Source organism: Methanoculleus caldifontis (genome assembly GCF_032842345.1).
GTDB classification, from domain to species: Archaea; Halobacteriota; Methanomicrobia; order Methanomicrobiales; family Methanoculleaceae; genus Methanoculleus; species Methanoculleus caldifontis.
On record NZ_WBKO01000001.1, the window covers coordinates 51,832 to 73,303 of the forward strand.

Genomic DNA, 21,472 nt, shown 5'->3' on the forward strand with positions numbered 1-21,472 from the left:
ACGGACATGAAGACTGAAACGCTCTCAACCGACCCCCTCCCGGCAGAGTGTGGCGGAGATATCCGCCCCGCCACCCGGTGGAAGGGGCACCGGGGACGCTACGTAGACTGGTGCACCATCGGGTTCTGCATCCTCGGTGCGCTGCTCGTCGGAATCACGGTGCTCGCGATCGCGAGCATGGCCTCGGCGGAGCTCGCGAACCCCGCCCACCTCATCGAGGTGGCGACATCGTCTGCGGTGATCCACGCGATCCTCCTCACGTTCGGTGCGGGAGCGAACGCCGTCCTCCTCCTCGTCCTCTTCGGGACCCCGCTCGCCTACGTCCTCGCCCGGGCGCGCCCCTCCCGGTTCAAAGGGATCGTCGAGAGCATCGTTGATATCCCCCTCATCCTGCCGCACACCGTGGCGGGCCTGCTCGTCTACCTCCTCTTCATGCGCAGGGGATGGCTCGGCGCCCCGCTCTCGGAGATCGGGCTCGCGTTCGAGGACGCCTACCCGGGGACGGTCGTCGCGATGCTCTTCGTCGCCTCGCCGTTCTACGTCAACACCGTCAGGGAGGGCTTCGAGAAAGTGCCGGTCCACCTGGAGAACGTCGCCCGCACGCTGGGTGCCGGGACCTTCACCACCTTCCGGACGGTCACGCTCCCCTTAAGCCTCCGGCACGTCTACAGCGGCGCCGTCCTCGCCTGGGGGAGGGCGATCGGGGAGTTCGCCGGCGTCGTCATGATCGCCTACTACCCGTTCATCATATCGACGCTGATCTACTACTCGTTCACGACGGACGGCATCAACACGAGCAGGAGCATCGCCTTTGCGGTCATCCTGATCAGTTTCGGGGTCTTCTACCTTCTCAGACGGATGACCCGGTTCATGGGGAGGTACGATGATCGCGTTTGACCGGGTCTCGCTCAACTTAGGCTCGTTCCGCTTGAAGGACGTCAGCCTCACGATCGGTAAGGGCGACTACTACTTCGTCGTCGGACCGTCCGGTGCGGGAAAGACGGTCCTCCTCGAGGCGATCGCCGGCCTTCATTCGCCCGAGCACGGCCGCGTCCTCCTCCGGGGCGAGGAGATCACCGCGCTCCCGCCGGAGAGACGGGGGGTCGCCCTCGTCTACCAGGACTACTCGCTCTTCCCGAACATGACGGTCAGCGACAACGTCTCCTACGGCCTCCGGGTCAGGGGGATGCGGAAGGCGGAGGCCAGGAGTGGGGTCGCCGGCCTCCTCGAACGGTTCGGGATCGCCCATCTCGCTGACCGCTACCCGGGCACCCTCTCCGGCGGGGAGCAGCAGCGGGTGGCGCTCGCGAGGGCCGTCGCGGTGAAACCAGACATCCTCCTCCTCGACGAACCCCTCTCGGCCCTCGACCCGGTCACGCAGGAGAAGTTCATCGAGGACCTCCGGCGCCTCCACCGGGAGGAGGGGCTCACCATCGTCCAGGTGAGCCACTCGCGCCGGGAAGCCCACCTCCTCGCCACCCGGGTGGCGGTGATCATCGACGGGGCCCTCGTGGACGAAGGAGAGGCCGGCGTCGTGCTGAACGCGCCCAAGAGCCGCGAGGTCGCCTCGTTCGTCGGGGTCGAGAACATCCTCGACGGGAGAGTGACGGCAAACGAGGACGGGCTCGCGACAGTGGATGCCGGGGGACGGACGTTCGAGGCGGTGACGGAGGCAGCCGCGGGCGAGAAGATCACCCTCTGCATCCGGGCCGACGACGTCGTCATCGCCGTCGGTGGCGAACGCCGCTCCAGCGCCCGGAACACGATGGCCGGGACGGTCGTCTCGGTCGCAGAGAACGGCCCCGTCGCCGAGGTGAAGGTGGACAGCGGCGTCGTCCTGACCGCGGTCCTGACCCGGCGGTCGGTGCGCGACCTCGCGCTCGCGCCGGGCACCCCCGTGACCCTCTCGGTCAAGGCGACGGCGATCCACGTCATCCGCGGGTGAGCGGGCTCACCCGTTCTTTTGTTTCAGCGAGAGGAGCAGGCCGATGAGAGCGGCCGTGACGGCGTTCGCCGCGATGATGGCCGGGTCCGCCCTCACCACGCCGTAGGCGAGCCAGAGCAGGACGCCGGCAAGGAAGACGACGAGCATCAGGAGCGAGAGGTCGGCGGTCGAGCCCGTGCGCCAGGCTCTCGCGACCTGCGGCGCGAACGAGAGCGTCGTGAGCGAGCCGGCGACGAGGCCGAGGACGGTGACGGTGTCCATGAGTATCCTCTCAGGTCTCCCGCCGAATGAGATAAACCCTGGCCGGGCCGCAGCACAACGCTCACCCGGCCCCCGTTTCACTGTTGCCCTGCCCGGAGCACCGGCATACGAGCGCTGCCGGTTGCAAGCCTCCTTACCCACCTATGCAAGCGAAGAAGAACGCCGTTGTCTCATGCTCCGATCCGTCGCACTTCGCACCTGATGGTGCTTATGCTCGCTTCGCGCCTTCGCGGCTTCGCGTGAGGTAGAGTGAAGGGCAGCCGCTAAGTCTCACGCGAAGCCGCGAGGAACGCGAAGGACAGGGTCAGGGCCCGGTCCGCTGCCTTCCCACCCGCCGTTCCAGCGCATAGGCAAGGACCATCCCGACGATGAACGCGACGCTGAGGCCGATCGCGAGGGTGAGGACGGCGATGGCCCCCGTGACCAGGTATGAGTCAGTCTTCACGCTGTGCTTCGCGAGCTCGAGCGCCACGAAGACCAGGAGCGCCCCAAAGACCCCGAGCGGGATGAGCGTCAGGACCTCCGGCGGGGCGAAGGCGACGGCGAAGACGAAGATGAAGAGGCCGGCGACGATGTTCGCCCCGCCGGTCCTCGCCCCGAACCGGTACATGGCGGCGAGCCCCCCGGCGCCGTGGCACATCGGAAACCCGCCGAGCGGCGTCGATACCAGGTTCATAGCGCCGATGGTCCGCGAAAGCCTGTCGGGGTCGACGCCCTTCTTCGGGAAGAGGTCGTAGGTGAGGAGCGACGTGGCGAGGACGGCGTTCGCGAGCGTGAGCGGGATCTGCGGGAGGACGAGGTCCCAGGTTCCGGCGATAAAGTCTACGGGCATCGGGACGACGAGAGCGGGGAGAGGCATCAGGTGGAGCGGCGGCATCCCCTGCACGGCGATCCCGACACCAAGCCCGATGATGAGGACCAGGAGAGCGGAGACGTCGGGGGTCCGGGTCCGTTGCGACAAAACGAAGAAGGCGAGGATGATCCCGATGGATATAGCAGCAAAGAGGATGTCAACGAGGACGTAATCGAGCGAAGTCTTCAGGAGGAGGAGCGCGAGCCCTGCCTGGACGCCGCGGATGACGCACCTCGGGATCCGCTCCCCAAGCCAGGCCATGCCGCCGACGAGGCCGATGATGAGGAAGAGCGCCCCGACGACGAGGCCTGAGGCCACGATCTCGCCGGCACAGAGGCCTTCGGCGATGACGACGGCCCCGATCGCCTTCATCGGCTCCACGGGGATCGGGAGGCGGTAGTAGAACCCGGCGATGACGAACCAGGCAGCGAGGAAGAGGAAGAAGTGGCTGACGTTCACATCCGGGCAGACGATGGCGACGCCGAGCAGGATGGGGAAGATGGTCCCGAAGTCACCGACGGCCCCGGCGACCTCTTCAAGGGTTATCCGGATACCACGCTCCTCCGTCCCGAGCCTCTCCCCCATAATCGTTCAGTCATTGTCGCCTCCTCCTTTTGGGGGTTGCGGAATGTTCCTGCGTTAATCAGAAGAGCTTACAGCGCTCGCCCGCGAGACTGCAGTGCCCGGGGAATCTCCGCGCCGATGGCCTTTGCGATCTGCTATCGGGGGCAGACGGCCCTCTTCGTCGAAGCGGAGGGCAACGCGGTGTCGTGATCGGGTGAGGGGAGCCGCCCCCCCGGCACTCCAGCGGAGGTAAACTTACCAACACCCCAACGGAAAACAAGTTAACTTAATACTATTGATACACGTGCAAATGCAATGGATTTAATTCGCAGGTCGGGCTACCATACTGGGTATGATAAGACGAACCCTTTTTGCCGTTGCGGCCCTCATGGTCGCCCTCATACTCATCTGCGGCTGCACCGGGACAACAACCGACCAGCCTCCCGCAGAGAAGCAGCAGCTCCGTATCGCCACGACGACGAGCCTCTACGACACCAAGCTCCTCGACCACCTCACCCCGATCTTCGAGAAGCAGTACAACGCCGAAGTCCTGATCGTTTCCGCCGGGACCGGCAAGGCGCTCGAGTACGGGCAGCGTGGCGACGTGGACGTCATGATGGTCCACGACCGTGCGCGTGAAGACACCTTCCTCGCCGATGGCTACGGGGCCGACCGGCGCGTATTCGCCTACAACTACTTCGTCCTCGTCGGGCCCGGGTCCGACCCGGCAGGGGTCGCGAACATGACCCCCGAAGCGGCCTTCACCGCCATCCGCGAGAAGGGCATGGCCGGCGACGCGAACGTGATCTTCGTCTCGCGCGGCGACGCCTCGGGCACGCACTCTAAAGAGCAGGCCATCTGGAAGGCTGCCGGGTTCAACTACACCACACAGATCAAGGGCTCCGGCGACTGGTACCGGGAGGCCGGGACGGGCATGGGCGCGACCCTTGAGATGGCAAACGAGAAAGAGGCCTACACCCTCTCCGACATCGGGACCTACCTCGCCTACAAGGGCAACCTCGACCTCGTGACGATCGTGGACGAGGGCGAGATCCTCCTCAACGTCTACTCCGCGATGCAGATCAACCAGGAGAAGTTCCCCGATATCAACAGTACCGTCGCAAAGGACTGGGTCAACTTCCTGATCTCCGACGATGTCCAGAAAGAGATCGCCTCCTTCGGCGTCGACCGGTACGGCCAGCCGCTCTTCTACGCCGCAAAGGACGACTGGGCGAAGATCGGCGTGACCGAGGCTGAAGTGAAGGACCCGGTCGCCTGATCCGGCCTAAATTCCCACCCCATTTTGCCTCCGGCAGACCACAATAGGTGCAGAGCATGTACGAGATTGTCGAGGGATTTCTGGAGGCGGTCCGGCTCATCGTCACGCTCGATGCCGACGTGATGGGGATCGCCGTGCGGAGCATCATTATCTCGCTCACGGCGACGATCCTCGCCGGCCTGATCGCCGTTCCGCTCGGCGCCGCGATCTACTTCGGGACGTTCCCCGGCAGAAAGAGCCTGATCAACCTGATCCAGACACTCTACTCCCTGCCGACGGTCGTCGTCGGGCTCCTCATATTCCTGCTCATATCCCGGGTCGGGCCGTTCGGATTCCTGCGGCTCCTCTTCACCCCGACCGCCATGGTCATCGCGCAGACGGTCCTCGTCCTCCCGATCATGACCGGCCTCACGATCTCGGCGCTCTCCGGTGTCGACCCGGTCATCCGCGACACTCTCCGGTCGCTCGGCGCGACCCGTCTCCAGTTCCTCGTCAACGTCATGAAGGAGGCGCGGTTTGCCCTTCTCGCCGCCGTCGCGATCGGGTTCGGGCGGGCGATCTCCGAGGTCGGTGCGGCGATCCTGGTCGGCGGCAACATCATGGCATCGTCGTTCGCGAGCTCGACCCGGGTCCTGACGACCGCGATATCGCTGGAGACCTCGATGGGCAACATCTCTTCGTCGATCGCGCTCGGGATCATCCTCCTCGTCATCGCCCTCGCCGTCAACCTCGTCATCACCACGATCCAGCACAGGTAGAACCCATGATTGAACTTGAAGGCGTGAGAAAAGAGTTCGACGGCAGGAGCGTGCTTGCCGGCGTCACCGGCCGGGTCGAGCGGGGAGAGATCTTTGCCGTCATCGGGCCGAGCGGCGCCGGGAAGTCGACCCTGCTCCGCCTCATCGACCTCCTCGACACCCCGACGGGCGGGACGATCCGGATCGAAGGCACCGATATCCACGGGGAGCAGGCAAGAAGCCTCACCATCCGCCGGATGATGGGGATGGTCTTTCAGAAGCCGGCGGTCTTCAACACGACGGTCGCGGAGAACGTCGCCGTCGGGCTCCGGTTCCGGGGAGCGAGGGAGGCCACGATCCGCGAGAAGGTCGAGGAAGCCCTCGAGATGGTCGGGCTTGCCGGCTACGGGGAGCGGCGGGCCAGGACGCTCTCGGGCGGGGAGATGCAGCGGGTAGCTCTTGCCCGGGCGATGGTGATCGAGCCCGCGATCCTCTTGATGGACGAGCCGACGGCGAACCTCGACCCGGTCTCGGTGGCGACGATCGAGGACCTGGTCATCCGGATCAACCGCGACCTCGGCACGACGATCATTTTCTCCACCCACGACATGTATCAGGGGCAGCGGCTCGCCCACCGGATCGGCGTCCTGATGAACGGTCTCTTCGCACAGGTGGGGACGCCGCGGGAGGTCTTCACCCTCCCGGGAAGCCGGGACGTCGCCCGGTTCGTCGGGACCGAGAACATCGTCGACGGGGTCGTCGTCACCGAGAACGGCACCAACGCGGTCGATGCCGGCGGCGTCCGGGTGAGGGTTGCTGCGCCGTTCAGGCCGGGGGAGAGGGTCTCCCTCTGCATCAGGTCCGAGGACCTCCGGATCGCCCCGGCGGTCCGGGGGGGGAGAGTCTTTGACGGAAACATCCTCCCCGGCACCGTGACCTCCATCGTCCCCCGCGGCCCGTTCAGCAGGGTGACGGTCGATTGCGGTTTCCCGCTCTCGGCCGTCCTCGCCTGGAAGAAGGTGGACGACCTCGGCCTCCGGGAGGGGAGCCGGGTTGTGGTCTCGTTCTCGGCGGAGGCGGCCCACGCCGTCCGGCAGGGCTGAGGGCCCGTCATCCCCCGCCGGGCACCTGCACGAGCACCAACGACCGGAAAGAGGTGCGATCGCTCCCAAAGCACGCGCAGCCTGCTTCCACCTGGCCGGGGGATCGCCGCGACGAAGAACAACTGTTATAAGCGCAAGAATAGATCCCTCAAAGAGGCCGTATTGATGAACCATCGCATGATTCCACCGCTTGCATCTGTAGCGCTCATCGTGGCCTGCGCCATTGCATGCGGCTGTGTAGCGGTCGAGGAACAGCCTGTAGCAGTCAATACAACCGTCCCTGTAGAGTCCGGATGGAACCAGGCGACAGTGGCAATCCTTGAACAATACACGCTTACCAGGTCCAACCAGGAAGCATACGATACATTCAACGGTTCGGTGGTCTCCCAGAATCCCGCAATCCTGCTCGACTCCAACGGGGATCCCCTGTATTACCGGTACTATGTTCAGAAAAACGGCGAACCCTTTTACGCGGTTCAGGTGAGCGCGAACAAACTGCTCGGCACAACGGTGACCGCTATCAGCGATTTCGGTTACATAGGGCAGGGCGGACCGGTGAATAGCACCATGAACGGAAGCGATTCCTGTGGTGCAGAGACAGGATTTGTCCGCGTTACCCCAATCCCCTCGTACAGCGATAAGTACACCCAATTGATGCTCGAGTCCTGGGAGGCCGGGGACACCTATGCGCAGAACGTTATGCGGGACGCGAAGAATGCCGGCATCGACCTCTCAAAGCCGCTCTCCGATGAGGAACAGGAGATCGTCGGAGAGATCCTGTGGGAACAGGTCCGGCAACAGAGAACATTACCCCTCACACAGTAGCACCCGCGAAGGGCGCAGGCTCACTCGTCCTCCGCCAGGTGCTCCCGCACCTCGGCAAGATACACATCCAGCCGCCGCCGGAACTCCCCGCGGTCGAGCGCCCGCGCCTCATGGCCGGCGAGGAGGAGAATCCGGTCGGCCTGCGCGATCAGGATATCGAGCGACGAGGCGGCAAAGAGGAGCGCCGTCTCGCCGAGCGCCTCCCGCCGGGTCGCGAGCAACGTCGCCAGCGGCGTCACCTCCCCGCTCTGGAGGCAGCCCGGCACCAGGAGGTTCGTCGCCGACCGGTCCTCGTCGAGGAGGAGGAGCGGCGCCGAGGCCCTGACCGCGGCCTGGAACTCCTGCGCCATCACGAGCGAGCCGCTCCCCCGGCCGAAGGCCGCCCGGGGGGTGCCCGCAAGCCCCGGCGGGAGGCTCTTGAAGAAGAGGCTGACGTCCGCCCCGGCGAGGTCCCGCTCCCCCGCCTCGGCCCGGGCGACCCCGTCGACGCTGACGAGGAGTTCCCGCCCGTCCCCGGCGGCGTGGTCGTCCTGCCCCGCGACGATCGCGTGGAGGAAGGTGCTCTTCCCCTCGGCGTTCGAGCCCGCGACCGCGAAGGCCTCCCGCCGCCGGATGCCGAGGCCTGTTGCGACCCTCCCGCTCCCGGCGAGCTCAACCTCGACCGGGTCGAGGTCCGCAGGACAGCGGAAGGGGATATGAACCCCCTCCTTGGGGCCCGCGATCCGGGGGTGGCACCGGAACGGGGTGAAGGTGCGGGCCGGCCGGGTCCCGTCGGCGACGAACGCGACGAGCCCCAGCCCGGGCAGGGCGCACCGGAGGGCCTTCTGGTCGACGGAGAGGTCACGCGCCGCAACAAGGGTCCGCTCCGGCACCCGGCGCACGACCCGGTCGAGCCCCTCAATAAGAGCGCTGAAGCGATCCATAACCTCCCCGACCGCGCCGGGGGTCGGGGGGCCGGGGTAGGGGAGGGCGCCCCTGATGACCAGCCGGAGGCTATCGCCGTCGATCCGGTTCCCGTCGTCGGGCCGCCAGAGATCGGTCCCGACGGCGCTCCTTGAGGCGACCAGCGTGACCGGCTCGACGTTCGGGAGACAGTGGCGGGGGTGCTCCGTCCCGGCCCCCGCTATCGGACCGAGGTCCCGCTCGCCGGGGACCGCCGCCTTGATCGCCTCGATCAGCACCCCGGCGGCCCCGTCGGCACCCGGACCGGACGCGCCCGACGGAGCCGCGAGCAGGAGGGGGAGGCTGAACCGGAGCGCCGTCGTATCGAGCGACCGGACGAGGTAGGTGTTGACGAGGTCCCGCATAGCACCCCGGTCGATGCGTGCCCGGCCGTCCCCGATCCCCGCGACGATCCGGTGAACCTGCCCCTGCCAGGAGCCCTCCGTTCCGCTCATGCCCGCTCATCAGGTGATGGTATCCCCGAGCCCAAGGGCTTTGCGCACGACCGGTCGCCGTGCTCTTAAATACCCGCACCGACCACCATTTCTACAATGGAACTGACGGTCCTCGCGAGCGGGAGCAAAGGAAACTGCGCCTACCTCAAGGGGGAGCGGGGTGCGCTCCTCGTCGACGCGGGGCTCTCCGCACGCGAGATCCTTCGCCGCCTCTCGGACGCCGGCGCCGACGCATCCCTCATCGAAGGGATCCTGGTCACCCACGAGCATATCGACCACATCCGGGGCGCCGACGTCCTGGCAAGGAAACTCCGCATTCCCGTCTACGCGACCGGCGGCACGCTTGCGGAGTTCTCGGATAAGTGCGGGACGGCGCAGGCGGAGCTCCGCCGGTGCAGGTGCGGCGAGCCTTTCTCCGTCGGCGACTTCTCGGTCGAGGCCTTTGCCGCCTCCCACGACGCCCGCGAGCCCTGCGGGTTCTCTATCACCGAAGGCGACCTCCGGGTCGGCTGCTGCACCGACACCGGCACCGTCACCACGACCATCTTCGACCGGCTCGCCTCCTGCGACGCCGTCCTCCTCGAGAGCAACCACTGCCCGAAGATGCTCGAGGAAGGGCCGTATCCCGCCTACCTCAAGAGCAGGATCCGCTCAAAGCACGGCCACCTCTCGAACCCCGACGCCGCCCGGTGCCTCCAGGCGCTCGCCGGCAAGGTCCACATGGCGATGCTCGCTCACTTAAGCGAGATCAACAACACTCACGAAAAAGCGCTTCTTGCCGCGCTCGAAGGGCTCGGCTTCTACTCCGACCAGGTCGCCGTCACCGTGGCGCCCCAGGACCCCGGCGCTCTGCACCCGGAGTACTGCGGCTTCCGGCTCTGACCTCACGCCTGCCGGAGCGTGCAGATCATGCCGGTCACGGCGCCCTCGTCGTCGAGGATGGGGTCGGCCGAGACACGGACCGGGCGCCTCGACCCATCCTTTCTCACGACCATCGCCTCGACGGTGCATTCGCCGGACCGACCGCGGGCGAGCACCTCTGAAGCGAGGACCTCCGCCGCGTCGCCGCCGGAGAGGAGCGACCATACCGAAAGACCGGCCAGGTCTTCCCCGGCGTAGCCGGTCAGGAACTCGGCCGCAGTGTTGACGATCACGATCGTCCCCGCGGCGTCGGTCGTGATCCGCGCCTCCTCGGGTCCCGCCGCATCCAGGGTGCCCTGCTCGATCGAAGAGTCCAGCCACTCCTCGGCAGCCCTCCGCTCGGTCATCTCGATGTAGTAGAGGAGACGCTCGAGCTGCTGGTTCGCATGCTCGAGTTCCTTCGTCCGCTCGGCGACGAGTTCCTCCAGGTGCTCGCGGTGGCGGTGCAGTTCCTGCTCCGCCCGTTTCCTCTCGGTGATCTCCCTGATGACGGCCATCAGGTGCGTCTCGTAGAGCGGGACGACGCGGGCCTCGTAGTGCCGGACCCCCCCGGCATCCGAGCAGATGAACTCAAAAGGCGCTGCAGGCGCGTTCGTCCTGACGGCCTCCAGCAGGGAGTTGCCAAGGGCTTCACCGGCCCCTGCGGGGAGGAGGTCCTGCAGCCGCCGGCCGAGGAGCGCCCGGGAGACGAGCGGCACATCCGAAAGCCTCCCGGCCCGGGAGTCCAGGATCGTCCCGTCGGCGTTCAGCCGGAGGAAGAGGTCGGGAAACGCCTCGATCACCGCCGTCAGTTCCGACGTGGCCTGCCGGAGGTGCTCCTCGACCAGGGCGTGCTCGGTCACGTCGCGGACGGCAAGCAGGCTGCACCCGCCCTCGACCGGCGCCCGCCGGATCTCGAGGTCGCGCACCTTGCCGTCCCGGCGGACCACGCTCGCCACCAGGGCGTTCCGGTCGCCCCGGAAGAGTTCCTGCCCCTGGCCCTGCACCTTCTGCCGGTATGCCGGGTTCGGGTGGGCGCGCTCGAACCACGCCTCCAGGGTCGGGACATCCTCCCGGGTATACCCGGTGATCCTGGTGAACGCCTCGTTGAGATACCGGCAGGTGCCCCTGTCGTCCAGCAGGACGAGACCGTCGGGCACTTCACGGAGGATCGAGAGGTAGACGATCTCCTCTCCAGGGCAGGGCGACTCCCGAAACTCCCGGACGCCGCCGATCCCGGATATTTCATCCCCGGTGCCTTGAAAAGTATTGTTTCCCGTCATCGTAACCGACCCATCCCGATCTACCCGGATATTCGGGCCCATAGGCCCGGCCTGTAGAGAGTTTGGCATGTCGATCTAGATATACCCATCGTTCCGACTTCCCCTTCAATCATTGAGATCGGTTCTTTTGGCGAGATATCCGGTGTAGTTTTCCCGAATGTACCTGACGGGAGAGAAAAACAGTATTTCGCAGGTGCGGTCACTGCCCCTCGAGTTTCAGGGCGTGCATGCAGTACTGGTCGACGGTCGTGAAGAAGACGGACCTCGCCCGCTTCGACCGTTCTTCATCACCCTCGACGAAGTCGCGGAGGATATACTCGAGCGCCGTGATATAGTATTCCCGACCGGGCGAGGCCTTCCTGGCCTCCTCAAAACAGAGGTAACTCTCGGTTTTATGGCCGCACATCACCTCGAGCACGGCATCGAGCATCAGGAGCAGGTGCCGGGGGAACTGCTTGAGGATGGCAAGTTTCCGGAAACTCGCGTAGGATGCCGGCTGCGAACCGAGGATCGCGAGTTTCAGCCCGAAATAGATCGGCCCGGGATCGTCGGGGTACTGCTGCATCATCTGCTTGACGACGGCAGCAGCGGCGCTCCCGTTGCGCTGCTCCACGTGGACGGCAAACGCGTCCGCGAGGAAGTACCGGTCGTCGGGGAACCGTTCCGTAGCCCGGCCAAGGAGGGTGCGGCGGCGCTCGGTATCCCCCTCGTGCTTCGCCCGCAGGATACCTATCCGGTAGAACTCCGGCTGGCTCGGGAACCAGGTGAAGGCCAGGTCCAGCGTGAACCAGAAGATCTGGTTCATCCGGGTATCCTTCCGGTCGAAGATCCCGAGACGGTCGAGCGGCGGACGGGACCGGCAGAGGGCCAGCATCTCCTCGCGGGCCCGGAGTTCCATATCGTTCGGGCGGAGGTCCTGCTTTTTGCCCGGCGCGAGGGAGAGGGCGTAGTAACTGTAGGCGATCGCGGCGTTGACCCGCCCGTCGTAATCCCTGTGCCGGGCCAGGTAATCGATCGCCGGCAGGTAGTTGCCGGTATCGATCAGTTTGAGGCCCGCGACCACGTCGAGCGTCGCCCGCCCCTTCCTCCGCCGCTTGTTCCCCATCGCATGGCGGAGGGTCTTCTCCAGGAACTCCGGCGTGGGATTCTCGCGCGTGGCGCTGAGCAGCGTCAGGGTGACGGAGTCGATGAAGTCGTCATACGACCGATCATCCAGGGCCGGAAACGTCTTATCAAGCGTGGCGGCAACGTGTCCGAAGAAGACCGGGAGGTTCCCCTCCACCTGGGCGATGTTCCTCCCGACGTACTCGTTCATGGTAGCCTGAAGCTGCTCAAGCTTCCTGTTCCGGAGCGCTTCGGGCTGCCACGCATCATCCATGCACCTAATTGTGGAGAAAGGGGGAGATATTTGTTTTTATATGTTCTCCAGCGTCCGACCGGCCCATAGAGGGGCGTTCACAAGCCTTATCGGGGCTGCCCTCAAACCCTCCCGGGAGCAAGGTGTGGTCACGTGGGCTACATAGATGAACTCAAACGGGTCGGGAGGGATGCAAATCCCTTCTTTAAACTGATGGGGATAGATGTTGCCGAATACGGGGACGGGCACGCCCGCCTCACGATGGAGGTCCGGCCGGATATGCTGAACGGTGCCGGGTGGCTCCAGGGCGGGGTCTACGTGGCGCTCGCGGACGAGGCGATCGCGCTCGCGCTTTACACGCGCCTTGCAAAAGGCGAGCGGATCGCCACGATCGACGAGCACACAAGTTTCTTCAAAGGCGTCAACGCCGGGACGATCGTCGCCACCGGGAGAGTCATCCGCAAGGGCCGCAGGGTAGCGTTTGCGGAGGGGGAAGTCCGGGACGCGGCGGACGATACGCTTCTTACCCGGACATCGACGTCGTTTGCAGTCATCGGCGAGTAGCGCCGCAGGTATCCGGGGGATTTCCCCCGGAACCCATGAACAATACATTCTCAAGAGAGAGATCACATACATAAGTTATAGATTCCGGACTATCGGAGGGGAACGAGCGTTTGAAGTATATCGTTGTAACCGGCGGCGTCATGAGCGGACTCGGTAAAGGCATCACCACCGCGTCCATCGGCCGCCTCTTAAAAAACCGGGGCTACGAGGTGACGGCGGTAAAGATCGATCCGTACCTCAACATCGATGCCGGCACCATGAACCCCGCCCAGCACGGTGAGGTCTTCGTCCTCTCCGACGGCGGCGAGGTCGACCTCGACCTCGGCAACTACGAGCGGTTCTTAAACATCAGCCTCAAGTCGATCCACAACATCACGACGGGCAAGGTTTACAAGGACGTCATCGAGAAAGAGCGGCGCGGAGACTTCCTCGGCGCGACCGTCCAGATCATCCCCCACATCACCGACGAGATCAAGCACTGTATCCACCGGGCGGCGCACGAGCAGATCAACGGCGGCAGCACCGCAAAGGTCTGCCTGGTGGAGGTCGGCGGCACGGTCGGCGACATCGAGAGCATGCCGTTCCTCGAGGCGGTCCGGCAGATGCACGGCGAACTCCAGCCGGAGGATATGCTCCTCGTGCACGTCACCCTGGTCCCGATGGACACGATGGGGGACTTCAAGACCAAACCGACCCAGCACTCGGTCAAAGCCCTCAGGGAACTCGGCCTGCAGCCCGACATCATCGTCGCCAGGAGCGGCGAGGTGGTCGGCCCGCAGACGAAGAAGAAGATCTCCACGTTCACCGACGTCCCGGTCAGGGCCGTGATCTCCGCAAAGGACGTCCCCGACATCTACCAGATCCCGATGGAACTGGAGAAGGAGGGGCTTGCGGACGTCGTCTGCAGCTACCTCTCCCTCGACAACCGGGAGCCCGACCCCGCGTGGTACCGGGTCGTCTCGCAGGAGTACACGAACCGGGCGACGGTCGCGATCGTCAGTAAGTACGGGATCGAGGACGTCTACATGTCCATCAAGGAGTCGCTCAAGCACGCGGGGAGAGCGCTCTCGACCGAGGTGAACATACGCTGGCTGGACGCGGAGACGTTCGAGTTAAAAGACCTTGCCGACGTCGACGGCATCCTCATACCAGGCGGGTTCGGCCAGCGAGGGATTGAGGGCAAGATCCGGGCGATCCAGTACGCCCGTGAGAACAAAAAGCCCTTCCTCGGCCTCTGCCTGGGGTTCCAGCTCGCGGTGATCGAGTATGCGCGGCATACCCTCGGCATCGCGGACGCCACGAGCGAAGAGATGGGGGCGGGGACGCACGTCATCGCGATCCTCCCCGAGCAGGAGGAGGTCTCCGATCTCGGCGGCACGATGCGCCTCGGCAACTGCAACGTCGCCCTCAAAGAGAGGACGAAGGTTGCCGGCCTCTACGGCAAAACAGAGGTCGTGGAGCGGCACCGCCACCGCTACGAGGTGAACCCGGTGTTCATCGCCGATCTCGAGAATGCCGGCCTGGTCTTCTCGGGCGCCTGCGGCGAGCGGATGGAGGTCTGCGAACTCGCGGATCACCCCTTCTACCTCGCGACGCAGTTCCACCCGGAGTTCAGGTCGAGCCCGACAAAACCCTCCCCGCCCTACGTCGGCTTTGTGGATGCATGTAAGAAGAACAGGTCAACCTCCGAATAAGGTGAGAATACAATGGTAAATGTTGAGAAGTTCATCGAGAAGGCAGTCGGAGAGATCCGCAACGCTGCCGGAAACGAAAAGGTCGTGATGGCGCTCTCCGGCGGCGTGGACTCGTCGGTCTGCGCGGCGCTCGCCACCCGCGCCATCGGCGACCGCCTCGTCCCGATATACGTGGACACCGGTCTCATGCGGAAAGGAGAGACCGACCGGATTCGGACCCTCTTTGACGGGAACCTCCTTGTCGTGGATGCCGCAGACGAGTTCTTCGCGGCGCTCGAAGGCGTCACCGACCCCGAAGCGAAGCGCAAGGCCATCGGAGAGCGGTTCATCCGCGTCTTTGAGCGGGAAGCGAAGCGGACGGGGGCGACGATGCTCCTGCAGGGGACGATCTACCCCGACCGCATCGAGAGCGAGGGGGGCATCAAGAGCCACCACAACGTCGGCGGGATGCCCCTCAACATCGATTTCAAGGGCGTCATCGAGCCGATCGCCGACCTCTACAAGGACGAGGTCCGCGAGGTCGCCGGCGGGCTCGGCCTCCCCGTCGAGATCCAGCACAGGATGCCCTTCCCAGGACCGGGGCTCGCTGTTCGGGTCCTGGGCGAGGTGACCCGCGAGAAGGTCGCGATCGTCCGCGAGGCGAACGCCATCGTCGAGGAGTGCCTGGTGGAGAAGTTCCGCCCCTGGCAGTGCTTCGCGGCGCTCGTCGGGCTCGGGACCGGCGTCAAAGGCGACGTCAGGCTCCACGGCTGGATCGTTGCGGTCCGGGCCGTCCAGTCACGTGACGGCATGACCGCCGACCCCCTGCTCCTGCCCTACGAGACCCTCTCGCGGATGGCAACCCGGATCACCGCCGAGATCCCCGGTGTCGCCCGGGTCGTCTACGACGTCACCCCCAAACCCCCGGCGACGATCGAATACGAGTGAGGGAGAGCGTGGAACAGAAGACCCGGGCGGTCGACGCCCGCAATGGTATCATGGAAGAAGATTCACGGGAGCTTGATGCTCGCTACTACATGCCCGCGTTTAACCGGACGATGAAGATCGTCCGCGGCGCGGGGTCGCGCGTCTGGGACGACGAAGGACGGGAGTATATCGACTGCGTGGCAGGGATCGCGGTCTGCAGCACCGGCCACTGCCACCCGACGGTGGTCGAGGCGATCTGCGACCAGGCAAAGCGGCTGATCCACTGCTCGAACCTCTACTATGTCCCGAACCAGGCGGAACTCGCCGAGAGGCTTGTGGGGATAACCGGCCTTGCGAAGGCGTTCCTCTCGAACTCCGGCGCGGAGGCGAACGAGGGCGCGATCAAACTCGCCCGCATCCGGACCGGGAGGAAGAAGTTCGTCGCGTTCACCCACGGGTTCCACGGGAGGACCTGCGGGTCGCTCGCGGTCACTCACAAGCCCGCGATACGGGAGCCGTTCGAGCCGCTCGAGCCCGCCTGCACCTTCGTCGATTACGGCGACCTCGACGCGCTCGCCGCTGCCGTCGATAAGAATACCGCCGGGGTCTTCGTCGAGCCGATCCAGGGCGAAGCGGGCGTCCTGATCCCGCCCGACAGTTTCCTCCGGGGCATCCGGGAGATCTGCGACGACGCGGGTGCGCTGATGATCGTCGACGAGGTCCAGACCGGGATGGGCCGGACGGGCAAGTGGCTCGCCGTCCAGCACACCGGCGTCACCCCCGACATCGTCACGCTCGCGAAGGGGCTTGCGAGCGGCTTTCCGATCGGCGCGCTCGTCGCCCGCGAGGGGCTCGAGTTCGGGCGGAGCGAGCACGGGAGCACGTTTGCCGGCGGGCCGCTCGCCTGCGCGGCGGCGCTCGCGACGATCGACGTCATCGAGGGGGCCCTCCCCGGCATCCCGGCAAAGGGCGAGCGGTTCATGAAGGGGCTCGCTGCCCACAACCCCCGCGGCCGCGGCCTGATGATCGGGATCTCGGTCGGCGACCGGTGCCCGGAGGTCCAGCGCACCTGCGCGGAGAACGGGGTGCTCGTCAACTGCGCCGCCGACGGCAACCTCCGGCTGATCCCGCCGCTGGTGATCGCGGACGAAGAGATCGACGCGGCTGTCGGTGTCATCGATGCGGCGCTTCGTTAGGGCGTGCTACGCAGGCGCGGCGGGCTACTCCTACGCGAAGAAGGCGGAGGACGTCGCGCGCGAGCACGGCATCGACCGGGTTGCCCGGCTCGCGAGCAACGAGAATCCCCGCCCGCCGTCGCCGGCCGCGCTCGAGGCGGCAGAGGCAGCTCTCCGGGAGGGAAACCGTTACCCGGACGAGCGGAACCTCGCGCTCGTCGAGGCGCTCCGGCGCTACCACGGCGACTACCGGTTCGTCACCGGCGCCGGGATGGACGGGGTGATCGAGACGGTGATCCGGACGGTCGTCGACCCCGGCGAGACGGTGGTCGTCTCGACCCCGACCTTCTCCTTCTACGGGCTCGCGGCCGCTGCGCACGGCGGGCGGGTCGTGAACGTCCCCCGGAGGGAGGACTTCTCGGTCGATACGGAGGCGTTCATCGAGGCCTCGCAGGGGGCGAGACTTGCCTTCCTCTGCTCCCCGAACAACCCCACGGGAAACTCGGTCACGCCGGAGGCGGTCGAGGAGATCCTCGAGGGAATGGAGGGGCTGCTCTTCCTCGACAACGCCTACGTCGATTTTGCCGATATCGATTACCGGCCCTTGATGCAGCGGCACGAGAACCTGGTCATCGGGAGGACGATGTCGAAGATCTTCTCCCTTGCGGGGTTCCGGGTCGGCTACGCTTTCGTCCCGGAGTGGTTCGAGCCGTTCTACAACCGGGCGGCAACCCCGTTCGCCCTGAACTCAGTCTCGGCGGCGGCGGCGATAGGCGCGCTCTCCGACCCCGACCGGGTCCGCGAGACCCGCGACCATGTCAGGGCGTGGCGGCGGCGGTTCATGGAAGAGGTGCCGTATGCGGTATTTCCCTCGGACGCGAACTTCGTCATGATCGACGTCGCCCCCCACACGGGCGGCGAGGTGACGGAACGCCTCGCGGCGAAGGGCGTCCTCGTCCGGTCCTGCACGAGTTTCCCCGGCCTTGGGGACCACTACATCAGGGTCAGCGTCGGCGAAGACTGGGAGAACGAGCGATTCCTCGAGGCGATCAAGAGCATATGATGATCGGCATCACCGGCACGCCGGGAACGGGAAAGACGGCCGTCGCGGCAGAGCTTGAGCGGCGCGGCCACCGGGTCGTCCGCCTGACCGATACGGTGCGGCCCTACATCATCGAGGAGGACAGTTGCCGCGAGACGCTGGTTGTGGACGTCGACCGGTGGGTCGAGGAGTTCGAGCCCGTCGACGGGATCGTCGAGGGGCACCTCGCGCACCTCCTCCCCTGCGACCGGGTGATCGTCCTCCGGTGCCGCCCGGACGTCCTCGCCGCACGCCTCGGCCCGCGAAATTATCCGTCCGAGAAGATCGCGGAGAACGTCGAGGCGGAGGCGCTCGACGTCATCCTGATCGAGACGCTCGAGGAGCACCCCGACGAGCACGTCCTCGAGGTGGACACGACTGATCTCGCCGTCGCGGAATGTGCGGACCGGGTCGAGCGGTTCGTCCGGGGAGAACTGCCGCCGTCCTGTGGGGCTATCGACTGGAGCGACTACCTGGGGGCCGGCCCATGACGCTCGACCAGTTCCGGCCGCACGTGCAGGGGATCATGCAGCCCGTCGTGAGCCTCGCACGAAGGGCCGGCGTCACTCCAAACAGCCTCACCATCGCCTCGTTCTTCGTATCGGTGCTTGCGGCCCTCGCGTACTACGCCGGCGGGGTCGTCATCGGCACCGTCATGGTCGCCATGAACGCGGTCTTCGACGCGCTCGACGGAGCGCTCGCCCGGGACATGGGGCTCGCGAGCCTCCGCGGGGATTTCCTCGACCACGTCATCGACCGGTATGCCGATATCTTCATCATCACCGGCATCTTCGCCGGCGGGGCCGCCTCATGGCCGATCGGCGTCTTCGCCCTGACCGGGGTCCTGATGTCCTCCTACCTCGGCACCCAGGCGCAGGCCGTCGGGGTCGGGAGGTTCTACGGGGGCATCCTCGGCCGGGCTGACCGCCTGGTGCTGATCATCATCGCCGGCGTCCTCACGGTCCTGATCCCGGGGACGATCTACGGCTTGAACTACCTGGGCTGGCTGCTCGTCATCTTCGGCGTCCTCGGCCATTACACCGCCCTCCAGCGGTTCGCCCATGTCTGGCGGCAGATCGAGAAGCGCTGAGGCTTCCCGGGAACGCCGGACCCGAAACCTTTTCTTCGCGGCTTCGCGACTTCGCGTGAGCTAACGGGAGCAAATAGCGATACAGCCTCACGCGAAGCCGCGAAGGACGCGAAGTTCGATGTTGTTACTTTGAGTTCACTTCGCACCTGGCGGTGCTCGAACTCCGTTCCTGCGGAACATCGTACTTCACACCTGGCGGTGCTCGAACTCCGTTCCTGGGGAACATCGTACTTCGCGCGAGACCCGGGCGCAATGCGCCTCAAAAAATCGAGGGGTAAATTCCCCTATGGGTTGAGCATATAGATCCCGTAGGTGAGATAGGCCGCGAAACTCACCCAGAGGATATAGGGGATGAGGAGAAGTGCCGCGGGCACGGAGACACGGTAGAATGCGAGGATCGTCATGAGGATCGCAACCCAGAGGAGGACGATCTCGATGAGGGCGAGGAACGGGGACTGGAGGCCGAAGAAGAGGTACGACCAGAGGACGTTCAGGATCAGCTGGACGCCGAAGATCGCCATCGCGACCTTGACGTCCTTACGGTCCCACCCCCTGGTCCAGACGAGGTAGAGCGCGATACCCATCAGGATGTAGAGCACCGTCCAGACGGGGCCGAAGACCCATGACGGCGGGTTCAGGGCGGGTTTTACGAGAGTTGCATACCAGGTCGGGATGGCCGGCGTCGTGAAGAGCGAGCCGACTGCTGCTGCAACCAGGCAGACGCCTACCGCCGCAACGAACTGGATAACCCGGACGTATGCAGGAGTCACGACGGTAACAATGAATTCTGCCGGCATAAACCTTTTGATATCGCAGGGAAACGTCAGACACGGCCCGGACAGGAAGCCGACGTTCTGCCTGCCCCGGCAGCGGCGAAATGCGGCAGCATCTCACGCGACGAGAGAAGCGACCCCGGAGCAGGAGCCCGCCAATGGGCACTGCCGGCAGGAGATGAACCCTCACCGGAGTGATCCATACGAATAAGGGGGATGACAGTATAAAGCACGGGGGATCACCGGACGTGCCGGAGAGGGTCGAAGCGGACGCACGACGACGGTGATCGCTCCGGGAGGCGCACCGAGAGAGGCGCAACATCAGGCCGGTGTGGCAGAGCGGTTTAATGCCTTCGCCTGCAAAGCGAATGTCTGGGGGTTCGACTCCCTCCGCCGGCGTCAGACGAAAGGAGATCGTCGCCTTGCACCTCTATAGCACGCTGTCGAGAACCGTAGAACCCCTCGTGACCCGCAACCCAGGTAGGGTTACCCTGTTTGTCTGCGGTCCGACGGTGTACGACTACCCGCACCTGGGCCACGCCAGGACTTACATCGCCTTCGACGTGCTGGCAAAGTACCTCAGGTGGACGGGGAGCGAGGTATTCTATCTCCAGAACATCACCGATGTCGACGACAGGATCATCGACCGTGCGAGGGAGAGAGGCGTATCCCAGAGCGTGCTCGCAAGGACATTTGAGACCGCGTATCTCCGGGATATGCACTCTCTCGACGTGGACGCAGTGAGCCATTATGCCCGTGCCACCACGCACATCCCCGAGATCGTGCACCAGGTGGAGCGCCTGATCGGGCGCGGTGCGGCATACGTCGCGGAGACCGGGGTATATTTCGATGTGAGTACATTCGAGCGGAACGGGGAACTCTCCGGCCAGCACGGGACAGACCGCGTCAGCCGGATAACCGACGAAGGAAAACATGCTCCCCTGGACTTTGCGCTCTGGAAGTTCGGGGAGTTCGGGGAGTATACCTGGGACTCCCCGTGGGGCAGGGGACGGCCGGGGTGGCATATCGAGGATACGGCGATCGCCGAGAAGTATCTCGGGCAGCAGTACGACATCCACGGTGGGGGACTGGACCTGATCTTTCCTCACCACGAAGCGGAGATCGCACAGATGGAGTCGCTGGAAGGGAAGCACCCCATGGTCGGGTACTGGCTGCATACGGGATTCCTGACGGTCGAAGGAAAGAAGATGTCAAAGTCGTCCGGGAACTTCATCACCGTCAGGGATGCTCTCAAGACCTGGGACAGGGACGTGCTGAGATACTATATCCTGTTGTCTCACTACCGGTCCCCGCTCCAGGCCACCGAAGAGGGGCTGGCAAATGCAGCGCGGGCGCTCGAACATATCCGCGCAGTCGCAACAAAAGATGCCGGCGAGGACCGGGAGGGAAGAAAAGCGTTCGTCGATGCCATGGAATCGGATCTCAACACTCCGATGGCGCTCGCGGCCATCCGGGCGCTTGCAGACCGTGGGGACATCGGAGCACTGGTAGAGTTCGGGGAGATCCTCGGGATCAATTTCCTGCGCGATGCAAGCGTGCCCGTCCGGATCCTTCAGGAGATCCGGGCTGAGCTGCGTGCCAGGAGAGAGTTCGAGATCTCAGACCTGATCCGCGAGCGGATGGTGGACGCCGGGATCACCGTAACCGATCCGTCGCTCTGACCG

Annotated in this window: 21 protein-coding genes and 1 tRNA gene; 16 read left to right on the top strand and 6 right to left on the bottom strand. The window is 65.3% G+C overall.

Annotated features, from left to right (window positions below; translation table 11 throughout):
* Nucleotides 1-6 precede the first annotated feature (6 nt).
* Together F8E02_RS00250 and F8E02_RS00255 are read left to right on the top strand one after the other, a co-directional pair.
* Nucleotides 7-897 (top strand): ABC transporter permease, encoded by an 891-nt coding sequence (locus F8E02_RS00250; RefSeq protein ID WP_317063405.1) that lies wholly within the window; start codon nt 7-9, stop codon nt 895-897.
* Complete coding sequence (locus F8E02_RS00255) at nt 884-1,945, top strand: ABC transporter ATP-binding protein (RefSeq protein ID WP_317063407.1); 1,062 nt, start codon at nt 884-886, stop codon at nt 1,943-1,945. Before F8E02_RS00250 ends, F8E02_RS00255 begins: the two co-directional genes overlap by 14 nt.
* Before the next feature lie 6 nt (nt 1,946-1,951).
* Here F8E02_RS00255 and F8E02_RS00260 read toward each other — a convergent pair whose 3' ends face one another.
* Entirely contained in the window at nt 1,952-2,206 is a 255-nt protein-coding gene (locus tag F8E02_RS00260; protein ID WP_317063409.1) for a SemiSWEET family sugar transporter, read from the bottom strand.
* A 304-nt stretch (nt 2,207-2,510) separates the two neighbouring features.
* Nucleotides 2,511-3,644, bottom strand: coding sequence for a putative sulfate/molybdate transporter (locus F8E02_RS00265; protein ID WP_317063411.1), 1,134 nt, complete (start codon nt 3,642-3,644; stop codon nt 2,511-2,513).
* A gap of 331 nt (nt 3,645-3,975) precedes the next feature.
* Here F8E02_RS00265 and F8E02_RS00270 point away from each other — a divergent pair, with 331 nt between their 5' ends.
* The 4 genes from F8E02_RS00270 (at nt 3,976) to F8E02_RS00285 (ending at nt 7,567) form a co-directional block, all read left to right on the top strand.
* Entirely contained in the window at nt 3,976-4,902 is a 927-nt protein-coding gene (locus F8E02_RS00270) for a substrate-binding domain-containing protein (protein WP_317063413.1), read from the top strand.
* Between the two features lie 56 nt (nt 4,903-4,958).
* Nucleotides 4,959-5,660, top strand: a complete 702-nt coding sequence (locus F8E02_RS00275) for an ABC transporter permease (protein WP_317063415.1) — start codon at nt 4,959-4,961, stop codon at nt 5,658-5,660.
* A 5-nt stretch (nt 5,661-5,665) separates the two neighbouring features.
* A complete protein-coding gene (locus F8E02_RS00280; RefSeq protein ID WP_317063417.1) occupies nt 5,666-6,742 on the top strand; it encodes an ABC transporter ATP-binding protein in 1,077 nt (358 codons plus the stop codon).
* Between the two features lie 165 nt (nt 6,743-6,907).
* A complete protein-coding gene (locus F8E02_RS00285; protein ID WP_317063418.1) occupies nt 6,908-7,567 on the top strand; it encodes a hypothetical protein in 660 nt (219 codons plus the stop codon).
* 20 nt (nt 7,568-7,587) lie between these two features.
* Here F8E02_RS00285 and F8E02_RS00290 read toward each other — a convergent pair whose 3' ends face one another.
* Complete coding sequence (locus F8E02_RS00290) at nt 7,588-8,964, bottom strand: P-loop domain-containing protein (RefSeq protein WP_317063419.1); 1,377 nt, start codon at nt 8,962-8,964, stop codon at nt 7,588-7,590.
* A gap of 96 nt (nt 8,965-9,060) precedes the next feature.
* Between F8E02_RS00290 and F8E02_RS00295 the strand changes: the two genes are divergently transcribed.
* Entirely contained in the window at nt 9,061-9,846 is a 786-nt protein-coding gene (locus F8E02_RS00295) for an MBL fold metallo-hydrolase (RefSeq protein WP_317063421.1), read from the top strand.
* 2 nt (nt 9,847-9,848) lie between these two features.
* Here F8E02_RS00295 and F8E02_RS00300 read toward each other — a convergent pair whose 3' ends face one another.
* Both F8E02_RS00300 and F8E02_RS00305 read right to left on the bottom strand, forming a co-directional pair.
* A complete protein-coding gene (locus F8E02_RS00300) occupies nt 9,849-11,147 on the bottom strand; it encodes a PAS domain S-box protein (RefSeq protein ID WP_317063423.1) in 1,299 nt (432 codons plus the stop codon).
* A 199-nt stretch (nt 11,148-11,346) separates the two neighbouring features.
* Nucleotides 11,347-12,525, bottom strand: a complete 1,179-nt coding sequence (locus F8E02_RS00305; protein ID WP_317063424.1) for a hypothetical protein — start codon at nt 12,523-12,525, stop codon at nt 11,347-11,349.
* 132 nt (nt 12,526-12,657) lie between these two features.
* Here F8E02_RS00305 and F8E02_RS00310 point away from each other — a divergent pair, with 132 nt between their 5' ends.
* From F8E02_RS00310 to F8E02_RS00340, 7 genes are all read left to right on the top strand, one after another.
* Nucleotides 12,658-13,068, top strand: coding sequence for a PaaI family thioesterase (locus tag F8E02_RS00310; protein WP_317063425.1), 411 nt, complete (start codon nt 12,658-12,660; stop codon nt 13,066-13,068).
* Between the two features lie 110 nt (nt 13,069-13,178).
* Entirely contained in the window at nt 13,179-14,762 is a 1,584-nt protein-coding gene (locus F8E02_RS00315; protein ID WP_317063426.1) for a CTP synthase, read from the top strand.
* 12 nt (nt 14,763-14,774) lie between these two features.
* Nucleotides 14,775-15,689, top strand: a complete 915-nt coding sequence (gene guaA / locus F8E02_RS00320) for a glutamine-hydrolyzing GMP synthase (RefSeq protein ID WP_317063428.1) — start codon at nt 14,775-14,777, stop codon at nt 15,687-15,689.
* A gap of 50 nt (nt 15,690-15,739) precedes the next feature.
* Complete coding sequence (locus tag F8E02_RS00325; protein WP_317065129.1) at nt 15,740-16,864, top strand: aspartate aminotransferase family protein; 1,125 nt, start codon at nt 15,740-15,742, stop codon at nt 16,862-16,864.
* Nucleotides 16,848-17,906 (top strand): histidinol-phosphate transaminase, encoded by a 1,059-nt coding sequence (gene hisC, locus F8E02_RS00330; RefSeq protein ID WP_317063429.1) that lies wholly within the window; start codon nt 16,848-16,850, stop codon nt 17,904-17,906. The genes F8E02_RS00325 and hisC overlap by 17 nt, the downstream gene beginning before the upstream one ends.
* A complete protein-coding gene (locus F8E02_RS00335) occupies nt 17,903-18,415 on the top strand; it encodes an adenylate kinase family protein (protein ID WP_317063431.1) in 513 nt (170 codons plus the stop codon). Before hisC ends, F8E02_RS00335 begins: the two co-directional genes overlap by 4 nt.
* Nucleotides 18,412-19,014: a CDP-alcohol phosphatidyltransferase family protein gene (locus F8E02_RS00340; RefSeq protein WP_317063433.1), complete on the top strand. Its 603-nt coding sequence runs from the start codon at nt 18,412-18,414 to the stop codon at nt 19,012-19,014. Before F8E02_RS00335 ends, F8E02_RS00340 begins: the two co-directional genes overlap by 4 nt.
* 284 nt (nt 19,015-19,298) lie before the next feature.
* On the opposite strand, the gene F8E02_RS00345 is transcribed toward F8E02_RS00340, so the two are convergent.
* A complete protein-coding gene (locus F8E02_RS00345; protein ID WP_317063435.1) occupies nt 19,299-19,784 on the bottom strand; it encodes a TspO/MBR family protein in 486 nt (161 codons plus the stop codon).
* 328 nt (nt 19,785-20,112) lie between these two features.
* Between F8E02_RS00345 and F8E02_RS00350 the strand changes: the two genes are divergently transcribed.
* Both F8E02_RS00350 and cysS read left to right on the top strand, forming a co-directional pair.
* Nucleotides 20,113-20,186, top strand: a tRNA-Cys gene (locus F8E02_RS00350).
* Nucleotides 20,156-21,469: a cysteine--tRNA ligase gene (gene cysS, locus F8E02_RS00355; RefSeq protein WP_317063436.1), complete on the top strand. Its 1,314-nt coding sequence runs from the start codon at nt 20,156-20,158 to the stop codon at nt 21,467-21,469. The genes F8E02_RS00350 and cysS overlap by 31 nt, the downstream gene beginning before the upstream one ends.
* Nucleotides 21,470-21,472 lie beyond the last annotated feature (3 nt).